Source organism: Ruegeria sp. HKCCA6707 (assembly GCF_013033515.1).
In the GTDB taxonomy this organism is placed as follows: Bacteria; Pseudomonadota; Alphaproteobacteria; order Rhodobacterales; family Rhodobacteraceae; genus Ruegeria.
In genome coordinates, this window is the sequence record NZ_WQEG01000003.1 from 246023 (window position 1) to 267324 (window position 21302).

Sequence of the window (21302 nt, forward strand, 5' to 3'; positions counted from 1 at the left end):
GTGTTTATGGCGGTGTCCGCACCGCTTATGTGCAACGGGAAAGGCTTCCCCGCGACCGCGGGGAAACCGATTGATCAAGCGCGTTGCGATTAGCCGCGAACGCGGTCGCGCTGCGCGGTGTAGGCACCCGACGACAGGTTCTGCCAACCCGACGACGCGGCCATCGAAGTCATTGCACTGTCGTGGATTTTCTTGAACAGCTCGTCGCCCATGTTCTCGTCCAGAACTTCCTGGCTTGCGGCACCGAACGCATCCCAGACCGAATCCGGGAATTCCAGAACCTTCACACCACCGGCTTGCAGACGCTGCAGCGCTGCACCGTTATTGGCCAGGAATTGCGCCAGGTTCCACTGGTGCGCTTCACCAGCTGCGATCTCGATGATCTTTTGCTGGGCCGGTGTCAGCTCTTCAAACACGTCGCGGTTTGTCGCCAGCGACAGACCTGCGCCCGGCTCGTGGAAGCCCGCAGTGTAGTAGGTCTTGGTGATTTCCTGGAAGCCCGCTTTTTCGTCGGCCCAGGGACCAATCCACTCGGTTCCGTCTATCGCACCGGACGACAGCGCCTGATACACTTCCGAGCCCGGAATGTTCTGAACCGATGCGCCCAGTTTACCCAGCGCCTGACCACCCAGACCCGGCATACGGAACTTCAGACCCTGGAAGTCTTCGGGGCTGTTGATCTCTTTTGAGTACCAGCCACCCGCCTGAGCACCGGTGTTCCCTGCAATGAACGATTTCAGACCAAAGATCTGGCCCAGTTCATCATGCAGTTCCATACCACCATCGTGATAGTACCAGTTTACCAGTTCTTGCGCGGTCATACCGAACGGAACGGCTGTAAAGAACGCATAACCCGGGTGCTGACCTACAAAGTAATAGTCAGCGGCGTGATACATGTCGGCTTGACCGGATGACACGGCGTCGAAAACTTCGAACGCGCCAACCAGTTCACCGGCAGCTTTGATTTCAACCGTCAGGCTGCCATCCGACATCGCGTTGATGCTGTCGGCGCAACGCTGAGCGCTGTCAAACACGCCTGCCAGACCACGACCCCACGAGGTCACCATGGTCAGTTTGCGATTGCCCTGCGCATAAGCCGGAGCTGCCAGCGTGGTGGCCGCAGCCGCCGAGCCGCCCAGTGCAGATGTTTTCAGAAATGAACGACGATCCATATGAGTGTTCCTCCCCTGCATATTCAAATACCCGGCAAATCACCGGGTCAGTCGAGTTCAGTGCCCGTCACCCTAATGCGGCAGAAATTTATGTGAATACCTACTACTGCGTAGGCGAGTGGCTTTTTTCGGCTCATTTGGGTCAATTCTGGGCAGATTTGATCTGCAACGCAGGGCTCGCCCAAGCGCTGGCTGCAAAATACGCCCAATCTTTTTGCAATTTCAGCCCGTCTTGCGTATCGATTCGTCCATGGGCGGATTGCGAAACCTCATCACGTTGACCTATGCGCAGAAACTGTCGCTGGTGGCAGCGCTGCCATTGCTTTTGGCGGTTGCTGCGATTGCGCTTGTCGTGGCCTATGAGTCCCGCGCCACCGCGGAAAGCGAAATCCAAGCGCTTGAGGCACGCCTGATCGAAGCCAAGCAAGAGGAGTTACGCAATTACGTCACACAGGCCCGCAACGGCTTTGCCTATATCTACGGGCGCGCAGCACCTGATGATGATATTGCCAAAAACCTGGTAACCCAAATCCTGTCGGCCATGATCTATGGAAAGGACGGGTTCTTCTTTGTCTATGACTATGATGGCACCAATCTGGTCAGTCCGCGCCAGACCGAGTTTATCAACCGCAATTGGGAAGGCCTGACCGATGCGGATGGAACGCCGATTGTCGATGAATTCATCCGCCTCGCCCGCCAGGGGGCCGGTTGGCACAGCTTCATGTGGCAAAAGCCCTCGACCGGGGAAGAGGCGCAGATGATCGCCTATGTGGTTGGATTGCAGGATTGGCGGTGGGCCGTGGGCACCGGTGTTTTCATCGACGATATCGTGGCAACAGTTGCCAATGCGCGCGCCGAGGTCGAGGCGCGGGTACAGCGCACCTTCCGCTATATCGGCGCTATTGTTCTGGCCGCCGTGCTGATCGTGTTTGCCTCGGGGATGCTGCTCAATATCCGGGAAAGACGACTTGCAGATGCGCGGCTCAAGGAACTGACCCAGCGGGTTTTCGATGCGCAAGAAGAGGAACGCGGCCGGGTTGCCCGCGAATTGCATGACGGGATCAGCCAGATTCTGGTGGGTGTGCGCTATGCGCTGGACAATGCGCGCCGTCGGCTGACGCGGGGCGATGAGGCTGGTGCACAGGATCCGCTGGAAAAAGGCATCGACAATCTGGGCACCGCCATTTCCGAGGTGCGTCGCATCAGCCGCGACCTGCGCCCGGGCGTGCTTGACGATCTGGGCCTTGGCCCCGCGCTCAAGGCGCTGACCGATGATTTCCGCGAGCGCACGGGAATTGAAACCGAATTCTCGACCGTTGTGTTCCGTAACCGACTGGATCAGGACAGCAAAATCGCGCTCTACCGTATCGCGCAAGAGGCGCTGACCAATATCGAACGTCACTCGGGCGCCACCCGCGTGACCATTGATCTGCGCGGCCACACTAAGGGCGCGACCATGCGCATCACCGACAACGGGCGCGGTCTGCCCAGCGATCGCAGCAGCGTCGGCACCGGGATCGGGCTGCGCAACATGCAGGAACGGATCGAGCAGCTTGACGGGTCGTTGCGTATTCTGTCATCACGCGGCGCGCAAAGCGGTACGGTGATCGAAGCGAGCCTGCCGCTGAGCCACCTGCTCTCGCCGCAGGATGACGCAACTCCCAAGCGAAAGGCCAGCCCCTGATGTCCGATCCCATCCGCGTGCTAATCGTCGATGACCACCCGATGGTGGCCGAAGGTATCCAGTCACTGCTGGAAAGCTATGACGAAATCGAAGTGGTCGGCACGCTCCATAATGGTCAAGAGGCCGTGGATCAGGTTCTGCGTCTGAACCCGCATGTAATCCTGATGGATCTGAACATGCCCGGCCTCGGCGGGCTCAGCGCCACCGAGATGATCCTCGAACGCCTGCCAGATACCCGCGTTCTGATCCTGTCCATGCATGACAGCCCCGAATATATCTCGACCGCGCTCAGTCATGGCGCGCGGGGATATGTGCTCAAAGATGTGCCGACAGATGAAATCAAACAAGCGATCGACGCGGTCATGCAGGGCGAGCAATATCTCTGCACCGGGGCTCGTGGTTCGTTGCAACCCAAACAGGATGACACGCGCGAGGCGCTGACCGGGCGTGAACAGACCATCCTGCTGGAACTGGCCCAGGGCAAATCCAACAAAGAGGTGGCCCAGGCGTTGGAGATCTCGGTGCGCACTGTCGAAACCCACCGCAAGAACATCAAACGCAAACTGGGCATTTCTTCAACCGCGGGCCTTACCCGCTATGCGCTGGAACATGGCATGCTGCAGGGCACCGGTCACAATTTCTGACCGCAGCGCGGAACGCGCTGCCTGGCCCAACAAGAGAAGACGCGCCGCAGGCGTGTCGCCGATGAGCGGGAGACCTAGCTTTCCGCGCTCTGAATACCCTCGCCAAAAAACACCAAAGCTCCGTCCTCATCCAGAACATGAAACTCCCGCTGCATGTACGGCTGGTCAAACGGGGCACGCACGCGGGTTTCGGGCAGGTCGTCCAAGCCCGGACGCAGGCTTTCGTACAATTCATCGATGCCTTCGACGTCGATATAAAAGGAGTGTTCATCCCCCAGCGGTTTGCCATCAGCACGCGGCGGGCATTCCAGCAATCGGATCGCCACCGCGCCATGACGCAAGAACGCGTAATTGTCTTGCCGGAATGTGCAGGTGAACCCCAACCGATCGCAGTAGAACCGGATCTGCCGCTCCAGCGATGCGCAAAGGACAAAAGGGGTGAGTTGCAAAAGCTGCGCCACAGAAAGCCTCCAAGCTGAATTCACCTACAAAATAGCATAACTCTGATCCGGCAGCTTGGCTTGATACCGAGCTGCATCGCAGCCCCAAAGACCGGACTCCGGCGCGCTCGACACGACTCTCACAGCATCAGCTTCGCGGAAATTTCTCAACATGCGTCATTTTGCGCAACAAAATGTCAAAATTTTACACTCTTGGGTTAGATAATTGGCGCAATTGCCTGTTGACGCCCCCATTCCCTGATCATAATGTCGCTGCCAACGCAAAAAGGAGCCTCTGGCGATGAGAACGCTAGTCGTAATCGTGGGAACCAAGCGCATGGGCCGGTAACGGTAAACCATAATCGAACCCATGCGCCTCCGAAATCATCGGGGGCTTTTTTTATGCGAAACGCAAGACACATGTCGCCAACGGAGCAAAGCAGATGACACGTGAGATGACTGGCGCAAAGATGGTGGTTCAGGCCCTCAAGGATCAGGGCGTGGACACGGTATTCGGATATCCCGGTGGCGCCGTGCTACCCATCTATGACGAGATCTTTCTGCAAAACGACATCCGGCACATTCTGGTGCGCCACGAACAGGGTGCTGTTCATGCCGCCGAGGGCTATGCCCGTGCGACGGGAAAGCCGGGTGTTGCCCTGGTGACCTCGGGGCCCGGCGCCACCAACGCTGTCACAGGACTGACTGACGCGTTGATGGATTCGATCCCCATCGTGGTTCTGACCGGACAGGTTCCCACCTTCATGATCGGCTCGGACGCGTTTCAGGAGGCCGATACTGTCGGCATCACCCGCCCCTGCACCAAGCACAACTGGCTGGTGAAGGACACGGATTCGCTGCCCGGAACGATGCACGAAGCGTTCCACGTCGCCACCTCGGGCCGCCCCGGCCCGGTGCTGATCGACATCCCCAAGGACGTGCAGTTTGCATCGGGCACCTATAGCGCACCCAAGCCTTCTACATCGCATTACCAGCCGGTTCTGAAAGGTGATCTGGAAGAGATCACTGAACTGGTCGCCGCGATGGAGACCGCCAAAAAACCCGTCTTCTATACGGGCGGTGGCGTTATCAACTCGGGCCCCGCCGCCAGCCATTTGCTGCGTGAACTAGTCGATGCCACGGGATTCCCGATCACCTCCACCCTGATGGGTCTGGGCGCATATCCGGCCTCGGGCAAGAACTGGCTGGGGATGCTGGGAATGCATGGTCTCTACGAGGCCAACCTGGCGATGCATGATTGCGACCTGATGATCAATATCGGCGCACGCTTTGATGACCGGATCACCGGTCGCGTGGATGCGTTCTCGCCCAATTCCAAGAAAGCGCATGTGGATATTGATCCCTCGTCGATCAACAAGGTGATCCGCGTCGATATCCCGATTGTCGGCGATGTCGCCCATGTGCTGGAAGACATCCTGAAAGTTTGGAAATCGCGCGGCCGCAAGACGGACGCGGCGGCTGTGAAAAGCTGGCAGGCGCAGATTTCCGAGTGGCGCAAGGTGAACTGTCTGGCCTTCACCGCCAGCGAAAAGACCATCAAGCCGCAACACGCGCTGCAACGGCTGGAAGAACTGACCAAAAACCACGACCGGTATATCTGCACCGAAGTGGGCCAGCATCAGATGTGGGCGGCGCAATATCTGGGTTTCGAAGACCCCAACCGCTGGATGACCTCGGGCGGGCTGGGCACGATGGGCTATGGCTTCCCCGCCTCAATCGGCGTGCAAATGGCGCACCCCGATGCGCTGGTTATCAACGTGGCGGGTGAGGCCTCGTGGCTGATGAACATGCAAGAGATGGGCACCGCCGTGCAGTACCGCCTGCCGGTGAAACAGTTCATCCTCAACAATGAACGTCTGGGCATGGTCCGCCAGTGGCAGGAACTGCTGCATGGCGAGCGATACTCGCATAGCTGGTCCGAGGCCCTGCCCGATTTCGTCAAACTTGCAGAGGCCTTTGGCGCCAAAGGCATCCTGTGTTCCGATCCAGCCGATCTGGATGACGCGATCATGGAGATGATCAACTACGATGGTCCGGTGATCTTCGACTGTCTGGTCGAAAAGCACGAAAACTGCTTCCCCATGATCCCGTCAGGCAAAGCCCATAACGAGATGCTGCTGGGTGAGGCCGAAACGCAGGGCGTGATCGATTCCAAAGGGTCGGTGTTGGTGTAAACGCATGGCTGGCCACGAAAACATGTTGGTGTACCAGAGACTTCGCAATCGTCAGATCGAAGCGCTGGAGCTTGCATCTTCGTGGCCCAGTCAACGTGAGTACCAACAAAATACACCTTCGGTCTCGGTCACAAACGAAGTCATAAATCAATGGGACGACGTGTTTGACGACACGGCATTCTGCTTTCCGAAACCGATCTATACGAAATCTGAAGAAATCGCGCTTCGAGAATACTCCCGTGCTTTAACTGACGTCAGCCGTCGCACGCGTAACCCCCTTCCCGAGTTGAGTGCAGCTATCGCACTCTCTGCATGGGAAGACCTTCGAAAGGCTGCTCAAATGGCACTGAACGTCATGATGGTACGTGGTCGTTTCTCAGAAGACGCTCTAATAGAGGATGCCGACTAATGTCTGCCCTACATATCAAAAAAGGCTCCACCCGCCATTCGGCCTATAATCTACGCCCCACCTTCTCGGACGTGCAGGAGCGCCATACGATCGCCGTTCTGGTTGAGAACGAACCCGGTGTTTTGGCCCGTGTGATCGGGCTGTTCTCGGGCCGCGGCTATAACATCGAAAGCCTGACCGTGGCCGAGGTGGACCACACCGGCCACCTCAGCCGGATCACCATCGTCACCACCGGCACGCCGCAGGTGATCGAACAGATCAAGGCGCAGTTGGGTCGGATTGTGACCGTGCATGACGTGCATGACCTGACCGTCGAAGGCCCCTCGGTCGAACGGGAACTGGCGATTATCAAGGTCGTGGGCGAAGGCGACAAACGGGTCGAGGCGCTAAGACTGGCCGATATCTTCCGCGCCAATGTGGTCGACAGCACCCTGAACTCGTTCATTTTCGAAATCACCGGTGCGCCCGACAAGATTGATGCTTTCGCCGATCTGATGCGCCCTCTGGGCCTGATCGAGGTTGCCCGAACCGGTGTTGCCGCACTTTTGCGTGGCGATTGATGAAAAAGTACACCCCCGGTGATCGCTCCGAGGGTTTTGCGCTAAACATCAGACAATACCTCAAAAAGACCATTGAACTTCAGGCTTATCCGATTAGCCTGAAGGTCGCTGCGTGGTTGATTTCTCTGCCCGCCGCTTTTGGTTGATGAGTGTGACTGCAGCACGTACCAGATTGGTGCGGTTGTGTTTTTTCCTGCAATACGAACTTGGGACAAGCATAACCGACCTAAGCGTCAGCCGATCTGAAACACAGGGTGTTTTTGGGGCTAATCTACGCGTTCTGGCGAGCCAATACCCGTCGGTCTCGGGGTTGTGTCGTCAACTGGGGATGAACCGCACACAGTTCAACCGTTATCTGTCAGGACAGAACTTTCCCCGGCCCGAGGTATTGGAGCGCATTTGCCGATTCTTCGGCGTGGACGCCCGGATTCTCTTGCAGCCTTTGGATGAAATCACCCAGACGCACCCACATCCTGCAGCCGAAATGCTCGACCGTTTTTTGGTACCCAAAGAAAAACCCACCCTCGCGAGCGGTTTTTACCAATTGCTTGCCGATGCACCCGAGGCGCATGCCACAACGCATCATAGCCTGGTACATATTCGTCATGTTGGGCACACAACCCTGTTGCGCGGATATGAACCGCGCGGCTCGACTTCAGCGCACTCACCGCAGGGACGCGAGGTTCAAGGCATGGTTGTCGCAACACAGACCAGCCTTTTGATCCTGATGTCGCGCCGCAATGCACAAGATCAGCGCATGATGGTGTTTTCCCGCGCGACAGAGGATGAGGAATGGTCCGGCACGCTGTCGAAGATGTCACACGGCTCTTCGCTCACGCCGCAACAGCTCAAACTGCGCTATCTTGGGCGCTTGGTGTCGACGGCACTGCCCATTGCACGCCTGTCACGCGGCTGAGGCGCCGTCACTATCAACAGTGATCAACCGGTAGAGGTGCCAGCTGGCATGACCCAGCAGCGGCAGCACCAGAAACAGACCCAGGAACCAGGGGATCATCGCCACGAAAGTAAAGACCGCGATCAGCAAACCCCAGATCAGCATCACTTTCAGATTGACCCGGACATAGGAAAAACTCGCGATCATGGCCGAGACGAAATCCAGCTCGCGGTCCAGCAGCATCGGGATCGACAACACGGTGATCATATAGAGCACAAGGGCAAAAACCGCGCCCACCGCTGTTCCGACCACCAGCATGGTCAACCCGTTGGGTGTCAGGAACACTTGCAGCGACGAGGACACATTGGTCATGGTCGACAGCCCCATGAACAGCGCAAAGATCATGTGGCCAAGAAAGAACCAGAACAGGAACATCACCACGATGATGGCGCAGATCGACGGCAGCTGCCGACGGCTTTGCTGCAGGACAACTCCGAAGATTGCCTTGAACTCCAAAGGCTCACCCTGTTCCAATCGGTGCGATACCTCATAAAGCCCCACGGCGGCGAAAGGGCCCAGCAGTGGAAACCCGATGGCCGCCAGAACCAGCCAATAGGATGTGCCGGTTTCGAGCGTGACCCAGGCCATGAGCCAGCCCGTGATGACGTAGAAGCCCGCAAACAGCAGACCAAAAACCGGCGCGCGGCGCAGATCGGCCCAGGCCATATGCAGCGCCTGTTTCAGCATCCCCGTATTGGCCGGGCGCAGGTCTGGGACCCCAAAGGATTTATCCATCACCCTGTTCCTCCTCCCTTAGAATTCCGCGTCACAAGGCCGGTCTGGTTTGCGGCCATTGCGTCGCCGCATGGTAGGCGGCGCCCGTCGACAAGATTCGCGCGTCCGATCCGCGTGGCCCGAAGAGCTGTACGCCCATGGGCAGCCCCGCTGCGCCTAAGCCTGCAGGAACCGAGAGACAGGGTAAGCCGATCAGGCTGACGGGTACGACCACCTGCATCCAGCGATGATACGTATCCATCGCCTGCCCCGCGATCTGCGTTGGATAAGGCTGATCGATCTCAAAAGGCCAAACCTGTGCCGAGGGCAAAACCAGCGCGTCATAGCGCTCAAACAGTTGAACCGCCGCTTGGGCCCACTCGGACCTGATGACACTGGCGCGATGCACATCCATCGCCGACAAGGCCAGGCCCCGATCCAGCTCCCATTGCGCGGTGTCTTTGAGCGCCCCCCGCTGGGCAGCCAAGGGGACCAACCCCGCTGCCACGCTCCACGAGCGCAAGGTGATCCAACTGTCCCACAGCCGTTCGGCCTCAAAAGGGGGTGCCACGGATTCAACAACTGCGCCCAGGTCGGAAAACACTTGCAACGCCTCAGCGCTCAACTCCAGAATTCCCGGCTCAAATGGTAGCGCGCCATCCCAATCCCCTAACCAGCCGATCCGCACCCCCGTGAGGTCTGCAGCTTGCACAGGCGAAACGGGTGCCGTTTCAACCGACAAGGGCTGGCGCGGGTCTGCGCCCGAGATCACGTCAAGCAGCAAACCAATATCTTCGGGGCTGCGCGCCATCGGCCCAAGCGTCGAGAGCTGATGCAAGAACACATCTCCGACCGGCTCGGACGGCACCCTGCCCCAGCTGGGTCGAAAGCCGTAGACGTTGTTCCATGCCGCCGGATTGCGCAGGCTGCCCATCATGTCCGACCCGTCCGCCAGGCTCAGCATCCCCGTGGCCAACGCCACCGCCGCCCCACCCGAAGACCCGCCGCAGGACAGATCCAGATCATAGGGGTTGCGCGTGGCGCCGTAGACCGGATTGAACGTGTGGGAGCCCAGGCCAAATTCAGGCGTATTGGTCTTGCCAATCAGGATCGCGCCTGCCGCCCGCAAACGCGCCGCCAGCAGATCATCGCGCGCAGGCACATTGTCCCGAAACAATGGCGAACCCTGGGTCGAGGCAATGCCGGCCACATTCACCAGATCCTTCACCGCAATCGGCAGCCCGTGCAACGGGCCTTTCACCTCGCTTTTGTCAACCGCCTGCGCCTCTGCCAGCAATTCCTGCGCATCCCGCAAAGCTACAACGGCATTTACCCGGGGATTCACCGCCTCGATCCGATCCAGCGTTGCGCGCATCAGTTCCTGCGCCGACAGGCGGCCCGCTGACAATTCGCTCAGCAGCTGGGTGGCAGAGGTTCGGCTTAGATCCATGAGGGCTCCACTTGGAAAAGACTGGTCCTTCAAACCAGCCTAGCCAAGCCCTTGCAGCAAGAAAACCCGTTGTTTGGATGTATGTTTTTGCCGGTCAGCCCGGCCAACCCGGATCCGCTTCATCTAGCCAAAAATATCCCGGGGGAGTCGCGCAGCGACGGGGGCAGAGCCCCCTGCCGACCTCAGTCGCCCTGCGCCTCGGATCGGCTTTTGCCCGCCACGTCCAACGCCAGCGTTGCGGCCATAAACTCATCCAGATCCCCATCCAGCACCCCTTTGGTGTCCGAGGTCTCGTGATTGGTCCGCAAATCCTTCACCATCTGATAAGGCTGCAAAACATAAGACCGGATCTGGTTGCCCCAGCCCGCATCCCCTTTGGCCTCGTGGGCTGCATTGATATCAGCGTTCCGACGATCCAGTTCCTGCTGATAAAGCCGCGATTTCAACGCCTTCATGGCGATATCGCGGTTTTGGTGCTGAGATTTCTCCGAGCTTGTCACAACAATCCCCGTGGGAATATGGGTGATCCGCACCGCCGAGTCGGTCGTGTTCACGTGCTGTCCGCCCGCGCCTGACGACCGGTAGGTGTCGATGCGAATGTCCGAAGGGTTCACTTCGATCTCGATATTGTCGTCCACCACCGGATAGACCCAGACAGAACTGAACGAGGTATGCCGCTTGGCTGCCGAGTCAAAAGGCGAAATCCGCACCAGCCGGTGAACGCCGGATTCGGATTTCAACCAGCCATAGGCGTTGTGTCCCGAAATCTTGTAAGCTGCGGATTTGATCCCCGCCTCTTCGCCCGCTGTCTCGGATTGCAGCTCGACCGTATAGCCCTTTTTCTCAGCCCAGCGTACATACATCCGCGCCAGCATCGAGGCCCAGTCGCAGCTTTCCGTGCCGCCCGCGCCCGAGTTGATCTCGAGGAAGGTATCATTGCTGTCGGCCTCACCATCCAGCAACGCTTCAAGCTCTTTCTTGGCGGCCTTGTCCTGCAACGCTTTGATGGCGGCTTCGGCGTCATCCACGACGTCCTGATCGTCTTCCATCTCACCCAATTCGATCAGTTCGATATTGTCGCTGAGATCGGTCTTGATCGACTCGTAGGTCTCGATCGCGTCCACCAGCATCTGCCGTTCGCGCATCAGCTTTTGTGCGTTTTCGGGGTTGTCCCACAGGTTGGGGTCTTCGACCCGCGCGTTGAATTCCTCAAGCCGGTGCGGCGCGGTTTCATAGTCCATGCGCTGCGCCAGCAGCTCCAGAGACTTTTCGATTTCCACCACAATATTCTGGGTTTCGGCGCGCATGGTCTTGTCCCAACTTGCTCAATCAGGCCTGCGTGATAGCAAGAGGCGTGAGGCACCACAAGACAGGCAGGACGCGAATGCAGGGCACAGCCCAAGAGTTTATGACCGAATGGCACCTGACCGAGATTTGCCACATCGCCGATACCGGGCACGCACAGGTCTGGAAGGTCAGAACGCAGCGCGGCCAAGAGGCCGCGCTTAAGGTCTATCGGCGCGCAGATATGGGCAATGAAGGCCCCGGTCTGCACCTGTTGGAGCGCTGGCAGGATCGCGGTGCGGTGGAGATTTTGGCGCGGGCAGAGAGCGCTGTTCTGATGGAGTGGCTTGAGGGCCCCTCACTGGGCGATATCGCCCGCGATGGTGCGCCTGACCGCGCCGCAGAGATGCTGGCCGAGACGGCCCGGCGCCTGCATCAGGGCCCGCCCCCATCTCAAGCCGGGCTGGAACCGCTGGAGAAGACCTTTGCCGCAATGTTTGACTGCCAGTTTGCCTCCGACTGCCCCGCCGGATTGAAACAGGATATGTCGCGAGGGATGGCGTTTGCGCGCGCGTTGTTGAATGGTACCGAGTTCAAACACCCGCTGCATGGCGATCTGCATCATGACAACGTGATCGTCACGGATGCAGGACTGCGGGTCATTGACGCCAAGGGCTATGTCGGCGATCCGGCCTTTGAACTGGCCAATGCGCTGCGCAATCCCAAAGGGTTGGAAGATCTGATGCGTCAGCCCGCTCATATCGAGTGCTGCCTGACGCTCTACGCCGATGCCATGAACGCCCCGCGCGGCCGCGTCGCGAAATGGGCGGCGGCCAAATGCACTCTGTCGATCTTCTGGCGTTCGGGTGGCACTCTGTCAGGCGACCGCGAGGCTGATCTGCTGAACCTGCTTTTGGCAGTTGCCGATCAATAAAGACCGCCGGTACTCAGATCCCCTTGCGAGGCATTGGGGGCAACGATCACAGTTTCCCCGGTCGAGGTCTGAACCTGAACGCCTGCGCGCTGAACCTCTTCGAACAGCGGCAGATCCGAGCCGATGGCAAAACCGCCATCATAGATCCGGTCGATAAATCCATCCACGCCATCGCGGAAATACTCGGCCACGACATAGTCGCCGGTTGCGTCCGGTGGCAGACGCGCACCGCTGAACCGGTCGATCTTGATGAAATGGCCACCGGGCGGCACTTCAAACGGGCCACCGCCATATTTCTCGACCGCTTTCTCCATAAAGCTCTGGAAGACCGGGCCACACAATGTGCCGCCATAGGCCCCCCGCCCCATCGGACGCGGACGGTCATATCCGATATAGCAGCCTGCGACGATGTTCGACGTAAAGCCAATGAACCAGGCGTCTTTAGATTCGTTGGTTGTGCCGGTCTTGCCTGCGGTTGGCACCGGCAGATCGATTTGCGACGAGGCCGTACCGCGGTCGACCACACCGGTCATCATCGATGTCAGCTGATAAGCGGTGATCGGGTCCATCACCTGCCAGCGATCCGTAACAATGCGTGGCGACTGATCAGGTGCGATCCAGCCCGAGTTACAATCCACGCATTCACGATCATCATGGCGGTAGATCGTCTTCCCGAACCGGTCCTGAATGCGGTCTACCAGCGTGGGTTCGACCCTCTGACCACCATTGGCAAACATCGCATACGCTGCCACCATCTTGTAGAGCGTCGTCTCTTCAGAGCCCAGCGAGTTGGCAAGAAACGCGCCCATCCGGTCGTAGACCCCGAACCGTTCCGCATAGCCCGCGACAACCGGCATCGTGACCTCTTGCGCTAGACGGATCGTCATCAGGTTGCGCGATTGTTCGATCCCGGTGCGCAGCGGTGTTGGGCCGTAAAACTTGTTCGATGAGTTCTTGGGCCGCCAGAGGCCCTGCGGTGTGTTCACCTCAATCGGTGCGTCCACGACGATGGTGGCGGGGCTGTATCCGCTGTCCAGCGCGGCGGCATAGACAAAGGGTTTGAACGATGACCCCGGCTGGCGTTGCGCCTGGGTGGCGCGGTTGAACACGGTGTCCTGATAGGAAAATCCGCCTTGCATCGCCAGAACACGGCCCGAGTTCACATCCATCGCGACAAAGCCGCCCTGCACCTCGGGCACCTGACGGGCAGACCATTGGCCCTCTTCCCCGGCCATCACAAGGATCACGTCGCCGCGTTTGAAATTGTCAAAGAAGTTGCCTTGCATCCACTGGATGTCCGAGCGCGGAATGACGCCATCGGCGGGGCCATCCTCGATCCCGACGGTCAGGCTTTGATCCGCCACCTCCAGCACCACCGCCGGATACCATTGCGTTGGCAGTTCAACATCGCGCGGAATCTTCACAAGCGACAGCGCTTCGCGCCACTGCGCCTCATCTGCCAGTTGCTCTTCGGCAATCACCTCGCCAGTGCCGCGCCAGCGGCCGCGTGACCGGTCGTATTTCTGCAATGCGGTGCGCAGCGCCTTGGCAGCTTCGACCTGCATTTCCTCATCGACCGAGGCGCGCACGGTGAAGCCTCCGGTAAAGAACTCGCCTTCACCAAAGTCTTCGCTCAGCTGGCGGCGGATTTCGTCGGTGAAATAATCGCGTGGCGGCAGGGCCGTACGGAAGCTTTCGAAATCACCGTTCTGGACCGAGCGCAATGGCATCTCGACCTCGGTCTCATACGTAGCCTGGTCGATATAACCGTTCTGCTGCATCTCGCGCAGAACATAGTTGCGGCGATCCAACAGCCGCTCTTTCCGGCGCACCGGATGAAAATCCGACGGAGCTTTGGGCATCGCAGCAAGGGTCGCGGCCTCATGCGGTTCCAGCTCTTGCAGGGTCTTGTTGAAATAGGTCTGCGCCGCGGCGGTCACACCATAGGAGTTCTGACCCAGAAAAATCTCGTTCATATAAAGTTCGAGGATCTGTTCCTTGTCCAACGTGTCTTCAAGCCGCGTGGCCAGAATGATCTCTTTGATCTTGCGCTCGGCCTGACGGTCACCGGACAAAAGGAAGTTTTTCATCACCTGCTGGGTGATGGTCGACGCACCGCGCACGGTACCACCTTTGGTGCGCACAGCTTCGACACCGGCGGCTACGATACCGCGCGGGTCATAGCCGTGATGGGAATAGAAATTTTTGTCTTCGGCAGAAATAAAAGCCTGTTTCACCAGATCCGGGATTTCCTCGGCGGGTGTAAACAGGCGGCGTTCCTGAGCAAACTCGTCAATCAGCTTGCCTTCACCCGAATAGATCCGGCTGATCGTTGGCGGTTTGTATTGCGCCAACGACTCGTGGCTGGGCAGATCGCGCCCATACATCCAGAACACACCGCCCACGGTCAGGGCGGTCATGAAGATACCCAGGGTGATGAAGCTGAACAGCCCACCGAAAATCGAAAGAATGAACCGGATCACGTTACTGCCTTTTCTTCGCGGTGCCGTCTATATAAGGGCGCCCCGTGTCAGGGTCAAAACACGAAACGCTGCAAGGCTGAATTACGCCGCCCCGTCATTGCTCTGTCATTGCCCGATCAGCGCCCGCCGGACCTGATCTTCGTGACGCCATTGGATAAGCCCCTCTGTCAACCCTGTGGCAATGCGCGCACGCCACTGGGCGTCGCGGATATTCTTCAGATCGCGTGGGCTGGACAGAAAGCCAAGCTCGACCAGTACCGACGGGATATCAGCCGCCTTTAGCACCGAAAAAGACGCGGCCCGGATCGGTCGGTTGTTCATTGGCCCGCCCTGTTGCGCCATACCATCGGCCAGCGCCTGTGCCAAAGCGTCGGTGCGCGGCTTGGTCTCGCGCCGGGCCATGTCCAGCAACACATCGGTCACCTGGTCGTCCGTCCCGCTCAGGTCAATGCCCGAGATCAAATCACCGCGATCATGACGTTCGGCCAGTTTCACGCTGGCCACATCCGACGCCTCATCTGACAAGGTATAGACCGCAGCCCCATGCGCGCGCCCTTCGGACAGGATATCCGCGTGAAGCGAGATGAACACATCCGCACCCGCCCGATGCGCCAGCGCGATGCGGCGTTCAAGCGAGACAAAATGATCGTCGCCCCGGGTCAGCGACACCTCGAACCCACCCGCGCGCAACAGAGCCTCGCGCAGCTCGCGAGCGAAGGTCAACATCAGCGTCTTTTCATCCGACCCGTCGACCTCGGCCCCCGGATCAATGCCCCCATGCCCGGGGTCGAGCATCACATGCACCGGGCGTCCACCTTCCATCAAAGGCAACGCGGGGGCCACCGACGGCTCGGGCAGGTCCCAGCCCGGTTGACGCGGCGCACCTGCGCCCGCAACGAAACTGTCGAAATCCGTGCCGGTCAGATGCAGGGCCAACACAGCTTGCCCGCTGGCCTCGTCGACCCGCATGTCCGCAGAAGAGACCATCAAAGGGGCCCCAAGTTCCAGCACCATACGCGACCATCCCGGAACATAAGCGCCATATTGCACATCACTGATCCGCTCGGATTGCAGAAATCCATCGCGCTTCAGCCCTGTCCAGTCGACCTCCTGGAAGTCCAGTACCATGCGATATGGATCTTTGAGCGTGAATACACGATAGGGAACGCCCTGGCTAAGACCCAATTGCACCCGAACGCCGGATCGGCCTTCGTTGGCGATATGGCTCTGTTCGGGCAAAACCCGCGCCAGCGCGTTGAAATCATGCGCGAACGCAGCAGAGGTCAACGCCCAGATCAGGGTGAATGCGTAGAAAATCCTGCTCATGGCCTCAAGTTTTCCCGAGATCGTTTGAAGGTAAGTCTACCGCAATTCGCGGGCGTTGTGAACGCCCTAAGCTTGTTCGGCAATCGCCCCGCGTTCTGCCATGAACCGTTGCAGACGGGCCAAACCTTCTTCGATATCCGCCGTGGCGCGCGCGTAGGAAAAGCGCAAGGTCTTGTGCCCGCGCACCGGGTCGAAATCCAAGCCCGGTGTCACCGCGACCCCGGCCTTGTCCAGTATCTCGGCCGCAAAGGCGCGGCTGTCCTCTGTCAGGTCGGACACATCGGCATAGACATAAAACGCGCCATCTGGAGGTGCGATATTGCTGAACCCGGCCTTGGGCAAGCCGTCCAGCATAAGCGCGCGATTGCGGCGGTAGACATCCAGATTGGCCTGCAACTCATCTTCGCAGTCCATCGCCGCAAGCGCCGCCACCTGACTGGCGTGGGGCGCGCAGATGAACATGTTCTGCGCGATCCGCTCGACGACGCGCACCTGATCTTCGGGCACCACCATCCAACCCACGCGCCAGCCGGTCATCGAAAAGTATTTCGAAAACGAGTTTATCACATAGCACTCATCCGTCAGTTCCAGCGCCGTGACCGCCTTGGCCTCATATTCCAGCCCATGATAGATCTCATCACTGATGAAAGACGCCCCCTGCCCTTGCGCAGCCTCGATCAGCGCTTTCATCGCCGCATGGTCCAGCATCGTGCCGGTCGGATTGGCCGGAGAGGCCACCATCAGCCCTTGCAAGTTCAAATCCGCGAAATCACCAGGCACCGGTTGCAAGCGGTTTTCCGGCGCGGTCGGCAAGTCCACTGGTTCCAGCCCCAAGGCTGACAGGATCTGCCGGTAAGACGGATAACCGGGTGCGCCAATGCCCACACGGTCACCACTGTCGAAGAGAGCGGTGAAAGCCAGCAGAAATCCGCCGGACGATCCGGGCGTGATCACCACCCTGTTGGGATCAAGATCGACATTGTACCACTCTCCATAAAGCCGCGCGATCCGCTGGCGCAGCGCGGGCAATCCCAGCGCTACGGTATACCCCAGAGTATCCTGCTGCATCGCCTTGGCCAAAGCCTCAACAGCTTGTTTGGGGGCGCCGGTCCCGGGCTGGCCGACCTCCATATGGATCACGCTTCGCCCGGCCCCTTCGGCGCGGCGCGCGGCTTCCATGACATCCATCACGATGAACGGATCGACCTTGGACCGGGTTGAGTTTCTCATGCCCATCTCTCATGTTGTTGCCATGGCTTTTGACCGCGTATCCCGGCCCGCGTCAATCCCGGCGCTGCTGCTGGCCATTCTTCTGTGGATGGCCTCGGTTGTGGGAAGCGTTGCGCAAAGCCTGATCCGCGATCCCGATATCGAACACGGGCTGCGCGAACTGGCCTTTCCCATCCTGCGCGCTGCCGGGCTGAACACAAACCGCGTGCAGGTCATCGTGGTCAATGATGACACGTTCAACGCCTTTGTCATCGACTACAACACCATCTATGTGCACTACGGGCTGATCCTGTCAGTCGAAACCCCAGAGATGCTGCAAGCGGTGATCGCCCATGAGGCCGCGCATATCGCCAACGGTCATCTGGCGCGCCGGGCCGAAAACCTGCGTGCTGCTCAGCGCAATGCATCGCTTGGCCTTGCGGTGGCCATCGCAGCCGCTGCCGCAGGTGGAGGTGAGGCCGCTGCCGGCATCGCTGCTGGTACGCAATCCTCGGCCCTGCGCAGCTTTCTCAGCCATACACGGGCTGAAGAAGCCGCCGCCGACCGCAGTGCTGCCAGTTATTTGCGCTGGGCCGGGATATCCCCCATGGGCATGGTCGCCTTGCACCGCAAATTCGCAGGGCAGGAATTGCTGAGCGAGGCGCGGCGCGATCCTTACATGCGCTCGCACCCCACTGATCGCGACCGCCTGCGCGCGGCCGAGGCGTTTTTGGACGAATTTGGAGATCGCGCCGAACCCAATGCCAATGCCGATTATTGGTTCGCGCGAGTGAAAGGGAAACTTTCAGCCTTCCTGCGGTCCCCCAGTTGGACCTTGCGCCGTGCTGCCGAAGAGAGCAACCGCGATATTCGACTGATGCGCGAAGCAGCGGCCCACCACCAGAACCGGGATCTGAGCCGTGCGCGAGCTGCCATCGACGCAGCATTGGAAATGCGCCCCGATGACCCATATTACTATGATCTGAAAGGGCAGATCCTGCTGGAGAACCGTCAAGTGAGCGAAGCCATTACAGCCTATGGCGATGCCGTAAAAAAGGCACCGACCAACGCTTTGATCCTGGCGGGGTATGGCCGGGCTCTGCTGGCGGGTGGCGACACCAAAGCGGCCCTGCCCGTGTTGGAAAAGGCCCGCGCCCGAGATGATCGCAATCAGCGGTTGCTGCGCGATCTGGGAACGGCCTATTCGCAGCTGGGAAATAACGGCATGGCCTCTGCCGTGACCGCAGAACGATATGCGCTGCAGGGCCGGTTGGCCGATGCGGGCATCCATGCCAAACGCGCTGTCCGGCTGCTGCCCGAAGGATCTCCGGGTTGGCAACGGGCCCAGGATGTGTTGATTGCATCAGAGCGCGCCGAGAAACGGAAAAGGAAACGGAAATGATCCTCAAACACGCAGCCCCGGCCCTGGTGGGTCTTTCCTTGTTGTCAGCCCCTGCCCAGGCGCTGGACCTGAACGCCATGAGCGACGCCGAAAAAGCCGAGTTTGGCGCGCAGGTCCGCGAATACCTGCTGGAAAACCCGGAAGTGATCATCGAGGCGATCAATATTCTGGAACAGCGCAACGCTGCAGCCGAAGCGCAAGCCGACAAGCTGCTGGTGGCCGAAAACGCCGAGGCTTTGTTCAATGACGGCTATAGCTGGGTGGGTGGCAATCCCGATGGTGACATCACCCTGGTCGAGTTCATGGATTACCGCTGCGGTTTTTGTCGCAGGGCCGTGCCCGAAATCGCCACGCTCTTGGCCGAAGACGGCAATATCAGGCTGGTGATCAAAGAACTGCCCATTCTGGGCGAGGCTTCGGTGGCCTCTGCCCGCTTTGCGGTGGCCACCAAACAGGTTGCCGGCGACGACGCCTATAAACAGGTCCATGACGCTCTGTTGGAGTTCACCGGCGAGCCCAACGAAGTGTCCCTACGCCGTATTTCAGAGGGCTTGGGCCTGGACAGCGACGCGATCATCGCTGCGATGAACAGCGACGAGGTCACCGCAGAAATCGCCGAAACCCGCGAGTTGGCACAACGCATGCAGATCTCGGGCACGCCGTCTTTTGTTCTGGGCACCGAGATGCTGCGCGGCTTCCTGCCCGCCGATCAAATGCTGGAGATCGCCGACGGCGTCCGCGCTGAACAGGGGTGATGGGATTGGGGGCGCAGCTTTTGCCGGTCGCAGCCCCTTTCGACCTTTGGGACGTTTAACCCATTTGCAAAACTGAATTTGAGCGCATCCCGTTTTCCAAGGGTTTGGTTTGTCAGGACCGACGCAATTCGTTTTAGGAAGGCCAGGTTATGATCACAGATGGCTTTGTCCGTGAGATGGCAACATTTTCGCGCTGGCAAAACGATACGGTTTATCACCTTTGCGACGAGATTGGCGACGCGGAACGAAACCTGGACCGGGGGATGTTCTTTGGCTCGATCCACAAAACGCTGGATCATATCTGCGTGGTCAATCGCAATATTTTGACCTTCCTCAATGGAGCATTACCGGAACGGTACGCTTCCAAAGGCGCTGTCTGGCCCGATTGGGACGACCTGAAAGCTGTCCGTCTGGAACAAGACGAACTTTTGTCAGCAGGCGCAGATGAATGGACCGAAAAGTGGTTATCCGCCGCGCCCACAAAGCGCGATCTGCAGGCGCCTGACCTGCCCACCGTGCCCCGCTGGGTTATGGTGGTGCAGATTTTCCACCACCAGACACACCATCGCAGCCAGGTAACCAGCGCGCTGCATGCGATGGGGATCGACTATGGGACCACCGACATCCCCTAGCGTCCAGGTGCTGGCTATTTCGCCTGTTAGCCTTTGGCTCTCAGGGCGGTTAAGCCGTCCAGCATGAGCGCCGCTAGATCGGTTATCTCACTCTGTGACAGCAGGTTGTGCTCTGGAAATGGCATCATAAGGCGGCCGATTGCGGCCCAGTACAATAAGCGCGCGCGCGGCGTGGCTTGGGCTTTGGCAATCCCGCTTTTGACAAGCAAGTTTTCGGCCACCTTAATTCGGGTGTTGTCGACCTTCTCAACCTCTTGCGCGACCAAGGGCTGAACGGTCGCCCAGGACCGGACAGCGCGTTCCAACTGCTCGCCCGAGCGCAATGTCTTTTGCAACAAATCATCCAGCGCGGCTTTCGTGTCAGTTGCCTCTTGGGCCGCGCGGATCACGGAGTCACTTGTGTTTCTTGACCAATGGGCAATCAGCGCTTTGTGAAACTCATCCAGACTTGGAAAATGATGATAAAAGCTGCCGCGCGTTACGTTCAGCTTCCGCGATAAGGGTAACGCCTTCAAAGCGGTATACCCCTCTAGCCTCAGTTCGTTCAGCGCAAGATCCAGCCAGTCTTCGGTTGTGAGTGCTTTGGGTTGCATTGGCCTAACATACAGTTATGTATGTAGGACGCAACATACACATATGTATGCTGATTGTCCAAACCTCAGGAGGCTCTGATGAACCGCGCTTTTACCAATATCCTAACCGGCGATGTCGAACAGACGGCAGAGTTCTACGAAGACCTTCTCGGGCTGAAAAGAACCGGTGATTTCGGTTGGTTTGTCCTTTTGTCGGACGAGGATAAGCCCGGTTTCGAACTGGGCATACTGAACAAGGATCATGACACCATACCGGAAGGCGTCGCCAAGATGCATGGAGGTTGCATCTTCACCTTTGTGGTCTCGGATCTGGACGTCGTCGTTGCAAATGCGCAGGCCATGCAGGCTGACATCATTCAAGAGCCGACGGACCTGCCCTATGGGCAAAGACGCCTGATGCTACGCGATCCCAACGGTGCAGCCGTGGATATCAGCACACCAATCCGATAGCCTTGAAAGGC

General features: G+C 58.9%; 21 protein-coding genes. 12 read left to right on the forward strand and 9 right to left on the reverse strand.

Features of this window, described 5'->3' with window-relative positions; translation table 11 throughout:
• Nucleotides 1–89: 89 nt before the first annotated feature.
• Nucleotides 90–1172: a TRAP transporter substrate-binding protein gene (locus tag GOW40_RS09715; RefSeq protein WP_171099665.1), complete on the reverse strand. Its 1083-nt coding sequence runs from the start codon at nt 1170–1172 to the stop codon at nt 90–92.
• A gap of 250 nt (nt 1173–1422) precedes the next feature.
• On the opposite strand from GOW40_RS09715, the gene GOW40_RS09720 reads away from it, so the two are divergent.
• Nucleotides 1423–2856, forward strand: a complete 1434-nt coding sequence (locus GOW40_RS09720) for a cache domain-containing protein (RefSeq protein ID WP_171099666.1) — start codon at nt 1423–1425, stop codon at nt 2854–2856.
• Complete coding sequence (locus GOW40_RS09725) at nt 2856–3500, forward strand: response regulator transcription factor (RefSeq protein ID WP_171130012.1); 645 nt, start codon at nt 2856–2858, stop codon at nt 3498–3500. The genes GOW40_RS09720 and GOW40_RS09725 overlap by 1 nt, the downstream gene beginning before the upstream one ends.
• Nucleotides 3501–3574: 74 nt before the next feature.
• On the opposite strand, the gene GOW40_RS09730 is transcribed toward GOW40_RS09725, so the two are convergent.
• Nucleotides 3575–3961: a VOC family protein gene (locus tag GOW40_RS09730; RefSeq protein ID WP_171099670.1), complete on the reverse strand. Its 387-nt coding sequence runs from the start codon at nt 3959–3961 to the stop codon at nt 3575–3577.
• Between the two features lie 422 nt (nt 3962–4383).
• Between GOW40_RS09730 and GOW40_RS09735 the strand changes: the two genes are divergently transcribed.
• From GOW40_RS09735 to GOW40_RS09755, 5 genes are read left to right on the forward strand one after another with little or no spacing between them, the layout of a single operon-like run.
• A complete protein-coding gene (locus GOW40_RS09735; RefSeq protein WP_171130014.1) occupies nt 4384–6135 on the forward strand; it encodes an acetolactate synthase 3 large subunit in 1752 nt (583 codons plus the stop codon).
• 4 nt (nt 6136–6139) lie between these two features.
• A complete protein-coding gene (locus GOW40_RS09740) occupies nt 6140–6544 on the forward strand; it encodes a hypothetical protein (protein WP_171130017.1) in 405 nt (134 codons plus the stop codon).
• Nucleotides 6544–7104 (forward strand): acetolactate synthase small subunit, encoded by a 561-nt coding sequence (ilvN, locus tag GOW40_RS09745; RefSeq protein ID WP_171130023.1) that lies wholly within the window; start codon nt 6544–6546, stop codon nt 7102–7104. The genes GOW40_RS09740 and ilvN overlap by 1 nt, the downstream gene beginning before the upstream one ends.
• Nucleotides 7104–7250 (forward strand): hypothetical protein, encoded by a 147-nt coding sequence (locus GOW40_RS09750; RefSeq protein ID WP_171130025.1) that lies wholly within the window; start codon nt 7104–7106, stop codon nt 7248–7250. Before ilvN ends, GOW40_RS09750 begins: the two co-directional genes overlap by 1 nt.
• On the forward strand, nt 7250–8020 hold the full coding sequence (locus GOW40_RS09755; protein ID WP_171230948.1) for a helix-turn-helix transcriptional regulator: 771 nt from the start codon (nt 7250–7252) through the stop codon (nt 8018–8020). Before GOW40_RS09750 ends, GOW40_RS09755 begins: the two co-directional genes overlap by 1 nt.
• Here GOW40_RS09755 and GOW40_RS09760 read toward each other — a convergent pair.
• The 3 genes from GOW40_RS09760 to prfB all read right to left on the reverse strand — a co-directional run bounded on the left by GOW40_RS09760 (nt 8009) and on the right by prfB (nt 11530).
• Nucleotides 8009–8794, reverse strand: coding sequence for a DUF2189 domain-containing protein (locus GOW40_RS09760; RefSeq protein ID WP_171130029.1), 786 nt, complete (start codon nt 8792–8794; stop codon nt 8009–8011). The genes GOW40_RS09755 and GOW40_RS09760 overlap by 12 nt on opposite strands.
• A 31-nt stretch (nt 8795–8825) precedes the next feature.
• Complete coding sequence (locus GOW40_RS09765) at nt 8826–10223, reverse strand: amidase (RefSeq protein ID WP_171130031.1); 1398 nt, start codon at nt 10221–10223, stop codon at nt 8826–8828.
• Between the two features lie 182 nt (nt 10224–10405).
• A complete protein-coding gene (gene prfB / locus GOW40_RS09770; protein ID WP_171130034.1) occupies nt 10406–11530 on the reverse strand; it encodes a peptide chain release factor 2 in 1125 nt (374 codons plus the stop codon).
• 77 nt (nt 11531–11607) lie between these two features.
• Here prfB and GOW40_RS09775 point away from each other — a divergent pair, with 77 nt between their 5' ends.
• A complete protein-coding gene (locus GOW40_RS09775; protein ID WP_171136427.1) occupies nt 11608–12441 on the forward strand; it encodes an aminoglycoside phosphotransferase family protein in 834 nt (277 codons plus the stop codon).
• Here the strand turns inward: GOW40_RS09775 and GOW40_RS09780 are convergent.
• From GOW40_RS09780 to GOW40_RS09790, 3 genes are all read right to left on the reverse strand, one after another.
• The gene (locus GOW40_RS09780) at nt 12435–14924 is read right to left on the reverse strand and encodes a PBP1A family penicillin-binding protein (RefSeq protein ID WP_171099684.1); all 2490 of its coding nucleotides are present in this window, start codon (nt 14922–14924) and stop codon (nt 12435–12437) included. The two genes, GOW40_RS09775 and GOW40_RS09780, sit on opposite strands and share 7 nt — an antisense overlap.
• Before the next feature lie 105 nt (nt 14925–15029).
• Nucleotides 15030–16250 carry an N-acetylmuramoyl-L-alanine amidase gene (locus GOW40_RS09785; protein WP_171130038.1) on the reverse strand — a complete coding sequence of 407 codons (1221 nt, stop codon included), beginning with the start codon at nt 16248–16250 and terminating at the stop codon, nt 15030–15032.
• Nucleotides 16251–16316: 66 nt separating this feature from the next.
• Nucleotides 16317–17480 (reverse strand): pyridoxal phosphate-dependent aminotransferase, encoded by a 1164-nt coding sequence (locus GOW40_RS09790; RefSeq protein ID WP_171130040.1) that lies wholly within the window; start codon nt 17478–17480, stop codon nt 16317–16319.
• Between GOW40_RS09790 and GOW40_RS09795 the strand changes: the two genes are divergently transcribed.
• The 3 genes from GOW40_RS09795 (at nt 17479) to GOW40_RS09805 (ending at nt 20248) form a co-directional block, all read left to right on the forward strand.
• Entirely contained in the window at nt 17479–18861 is a 1383-nt protein-coding gene (locus tag GOW40_RS09795; RefSeq protein WP_171130043.1) for a M48 family metalloprotease, read from the forward strand. The genes GOW40_RS09790 and GOW40_RS09795 overlap by 2 nt on opposite strands.
• Nucleotides 18858–19616 (forward strand): DsbA family protein, encoded by a 759-nt coding sequence (locus tag GOW40_RS09800; RefSeq protein ID WP_171130045.1) that lies wholly within the window; start codon nt 18858–18860, stop codon nt 19614–19616. The genes GOW40_RS09795 and GOW40_RS09800 overlap by 4 nt, the downstream gene beginning before the upstream one ends.
• A gap of 149 nt (nt 19617–19765) precedes the next feature.
• Nucleotides 19766–20248: a DinB family protein gene (locus GOW40_RS09805; protein ID WP_171130047.1), complete on the forward strand. Its 483-nt coding sequence runs from the start codon at nt 19766–19768 to the stop codon at nt 20246–20248.
• A 26-nt stretch (nt 20249–20274) separates the two neighbouring features.
• Here GOW40_RS09805 and GOW40_RS09810 read toward each other — a convergent pair whose 3' ends face one another.
• On the reverse strand, nt 20275–20841 hold the full coding sequence (locus GOW40_RS09810; protein ID WP_171130048.1) for a TetR/AcrR family transcriptional regulator: 567 nt from the start codon (nt 20839–20841) through the stop codon (nt 20275–20277).
• 78 nt (nt 20842–20919) lie between these two features.
• On the opposite strand from GOW40_RS09810, the gene GOW40_RS09815 reads away from it, so the two are divergent.
• Entirely contained in the window at nt 20920–21291 is a 372-nt protein-coding gene (locus GOW40_RS09815; RefSeq protein ID WP_171130050.1) for a VOC family protein, read from the forward strand.
• The last annotated feature ends 11 nt before the right edge of the window (nt 21292–21302 follow it).

Excerpts from the sequence above, each read along its gene's own strand:
- GOW40_RS09720 (WP_171099666.1), top strand. The coding sequence starts at position 1,423 with ATGGGCGGATTGCGAAACCTCATCACGTTGACCTATGCGCAGAAACTG.
- GOW40_RS09805 (WP_171130047.1), top strand. The coding sequence starts at position 19,766 with ATGATCACAGATGGCTTTGTCCGTGAGATGGCAACATTTTCGCGCTGG.
- GOW40_RS09775 (WP_171136427.1), top strand. The coding sequence starts at position 11,608 with ATGCAGGGCACAGCCCAAGAGTTTATGACCGAATGGCACCTGACCGAG.
- GOW40_RS09735 (WP_171130014.1), top strand. The coding sequence starts at position 4,384 with ATGACACGTGAGATGACTGGCGCAAAGATGGTGGTTCAGGCCCTCAAG.
- GOW40_RS09790 (WP_171130040.1), bottom strand. The coding sequence starts at position 17,480 with ATGAGAAACTCAACCCGGTCCAAGGTCGATCCGTTCATCGTGATGGAT.
- GOW40_RS09750 (WP_171130025.1), top strand. The coding sequence starts at position 7,104 with ATGAAAAAGTACACCCCCGGTGATCGCTCCGAGGGTTTTGCGCTAAAC.
- ilvN (WP_171130023.1), top strand. The coding sequence starts at position 6,544 with ATGTCTGCCCTACATATCAAAAAAGGCTCCACCCGCCATTCGGCCTAT.
- GOW40_RS09800 (WP_171130045.1), top strand. The coding sequence starts at position 18,858 with ATGATCCTCAAACACGCAGCCCCGGCCCTGGTGGGTCTTTCCTTGTTG.
- GOW40_RS09755 (WP_171230948.1), top strand. The coding sequence starts at position 7,250 with ATGAGTGTGACTGCAGCACGTACCAGATTGGTGCGGTTGTGTTTTTTC.
- GOW40_RS09795 (WP_171130043.1), top strand. The coding sequence starts at position 17,479 with ATGCCCATCTCTCATGTTGTTGCCATGGCTTTTGACCGCGTATCCCGG.
- GOW40_RS09760 (WP_171130029.1), bottom strand. The coding sequence starts at position 8,794 with ATGGATAAATCCTTTGGGGTCCCAGACCTGCGCCCGGCCAATACGGGG.
- GOW40_RS09715 (WP_171099665.1), bottom strand. The coding sequence starts at position 1,172 with ATGGATCGTCGTTCATTTCTGAAAACATCTGCACTGGGCGGCTCGGCG.
- GOW40_RS09725 (WP_171130012.1), top strand. The coding sequence starts at position 2,856 with ATGTCCGATCCCATCCGCGTGCTAATCGTCGATGACCACCCGATGGTG.
- GOW40_RS09740 (WP_171130017.1), top strand. The coding sequence starts at position 6,140 with ATGGCTGGCCACGAAAACATGTTGGTGTACCAGAGACTTCGCAATCGT.
- GOW40_RS09765 (WP_171130031.1), bottom strand. The coding sequence starts at position 10,223 with ATGGATCTAAGCCGAACCTCTGCCACCCAGCTGCTGAGCGAATTGTCA.
- prfB (WP_171130034.1), bottom strand. The coding sequence starts at position 11,530 with ATGCGCGCCGAAACCCAGAATATTGTGGTGGAAATCGAAAAGTCTCTG.
- GOW40_RS09815 (WP_171130050.1), top strand. The coding sequence starts at position 20,920 with ATGAACCGCGCTTTTACCAATATCCTAACCGGCGATGTCGAACAGACG.
- GOW40_RS09785 (WP_171130038.1), bottom strand. The coding sequence starts at position 16,250 with ATGAGCAGGATTTTCTACGCATTCACCCTGATCTGGGCGTTGACCTCT.
- GOW40_RS09810 (WP_171130048.1), bottom strand. The coding sequence starts at position 20,841 with ATGCAACCCAAAGCACTCACAACCGAAGACTGGCTGGATCTTGCGCTG.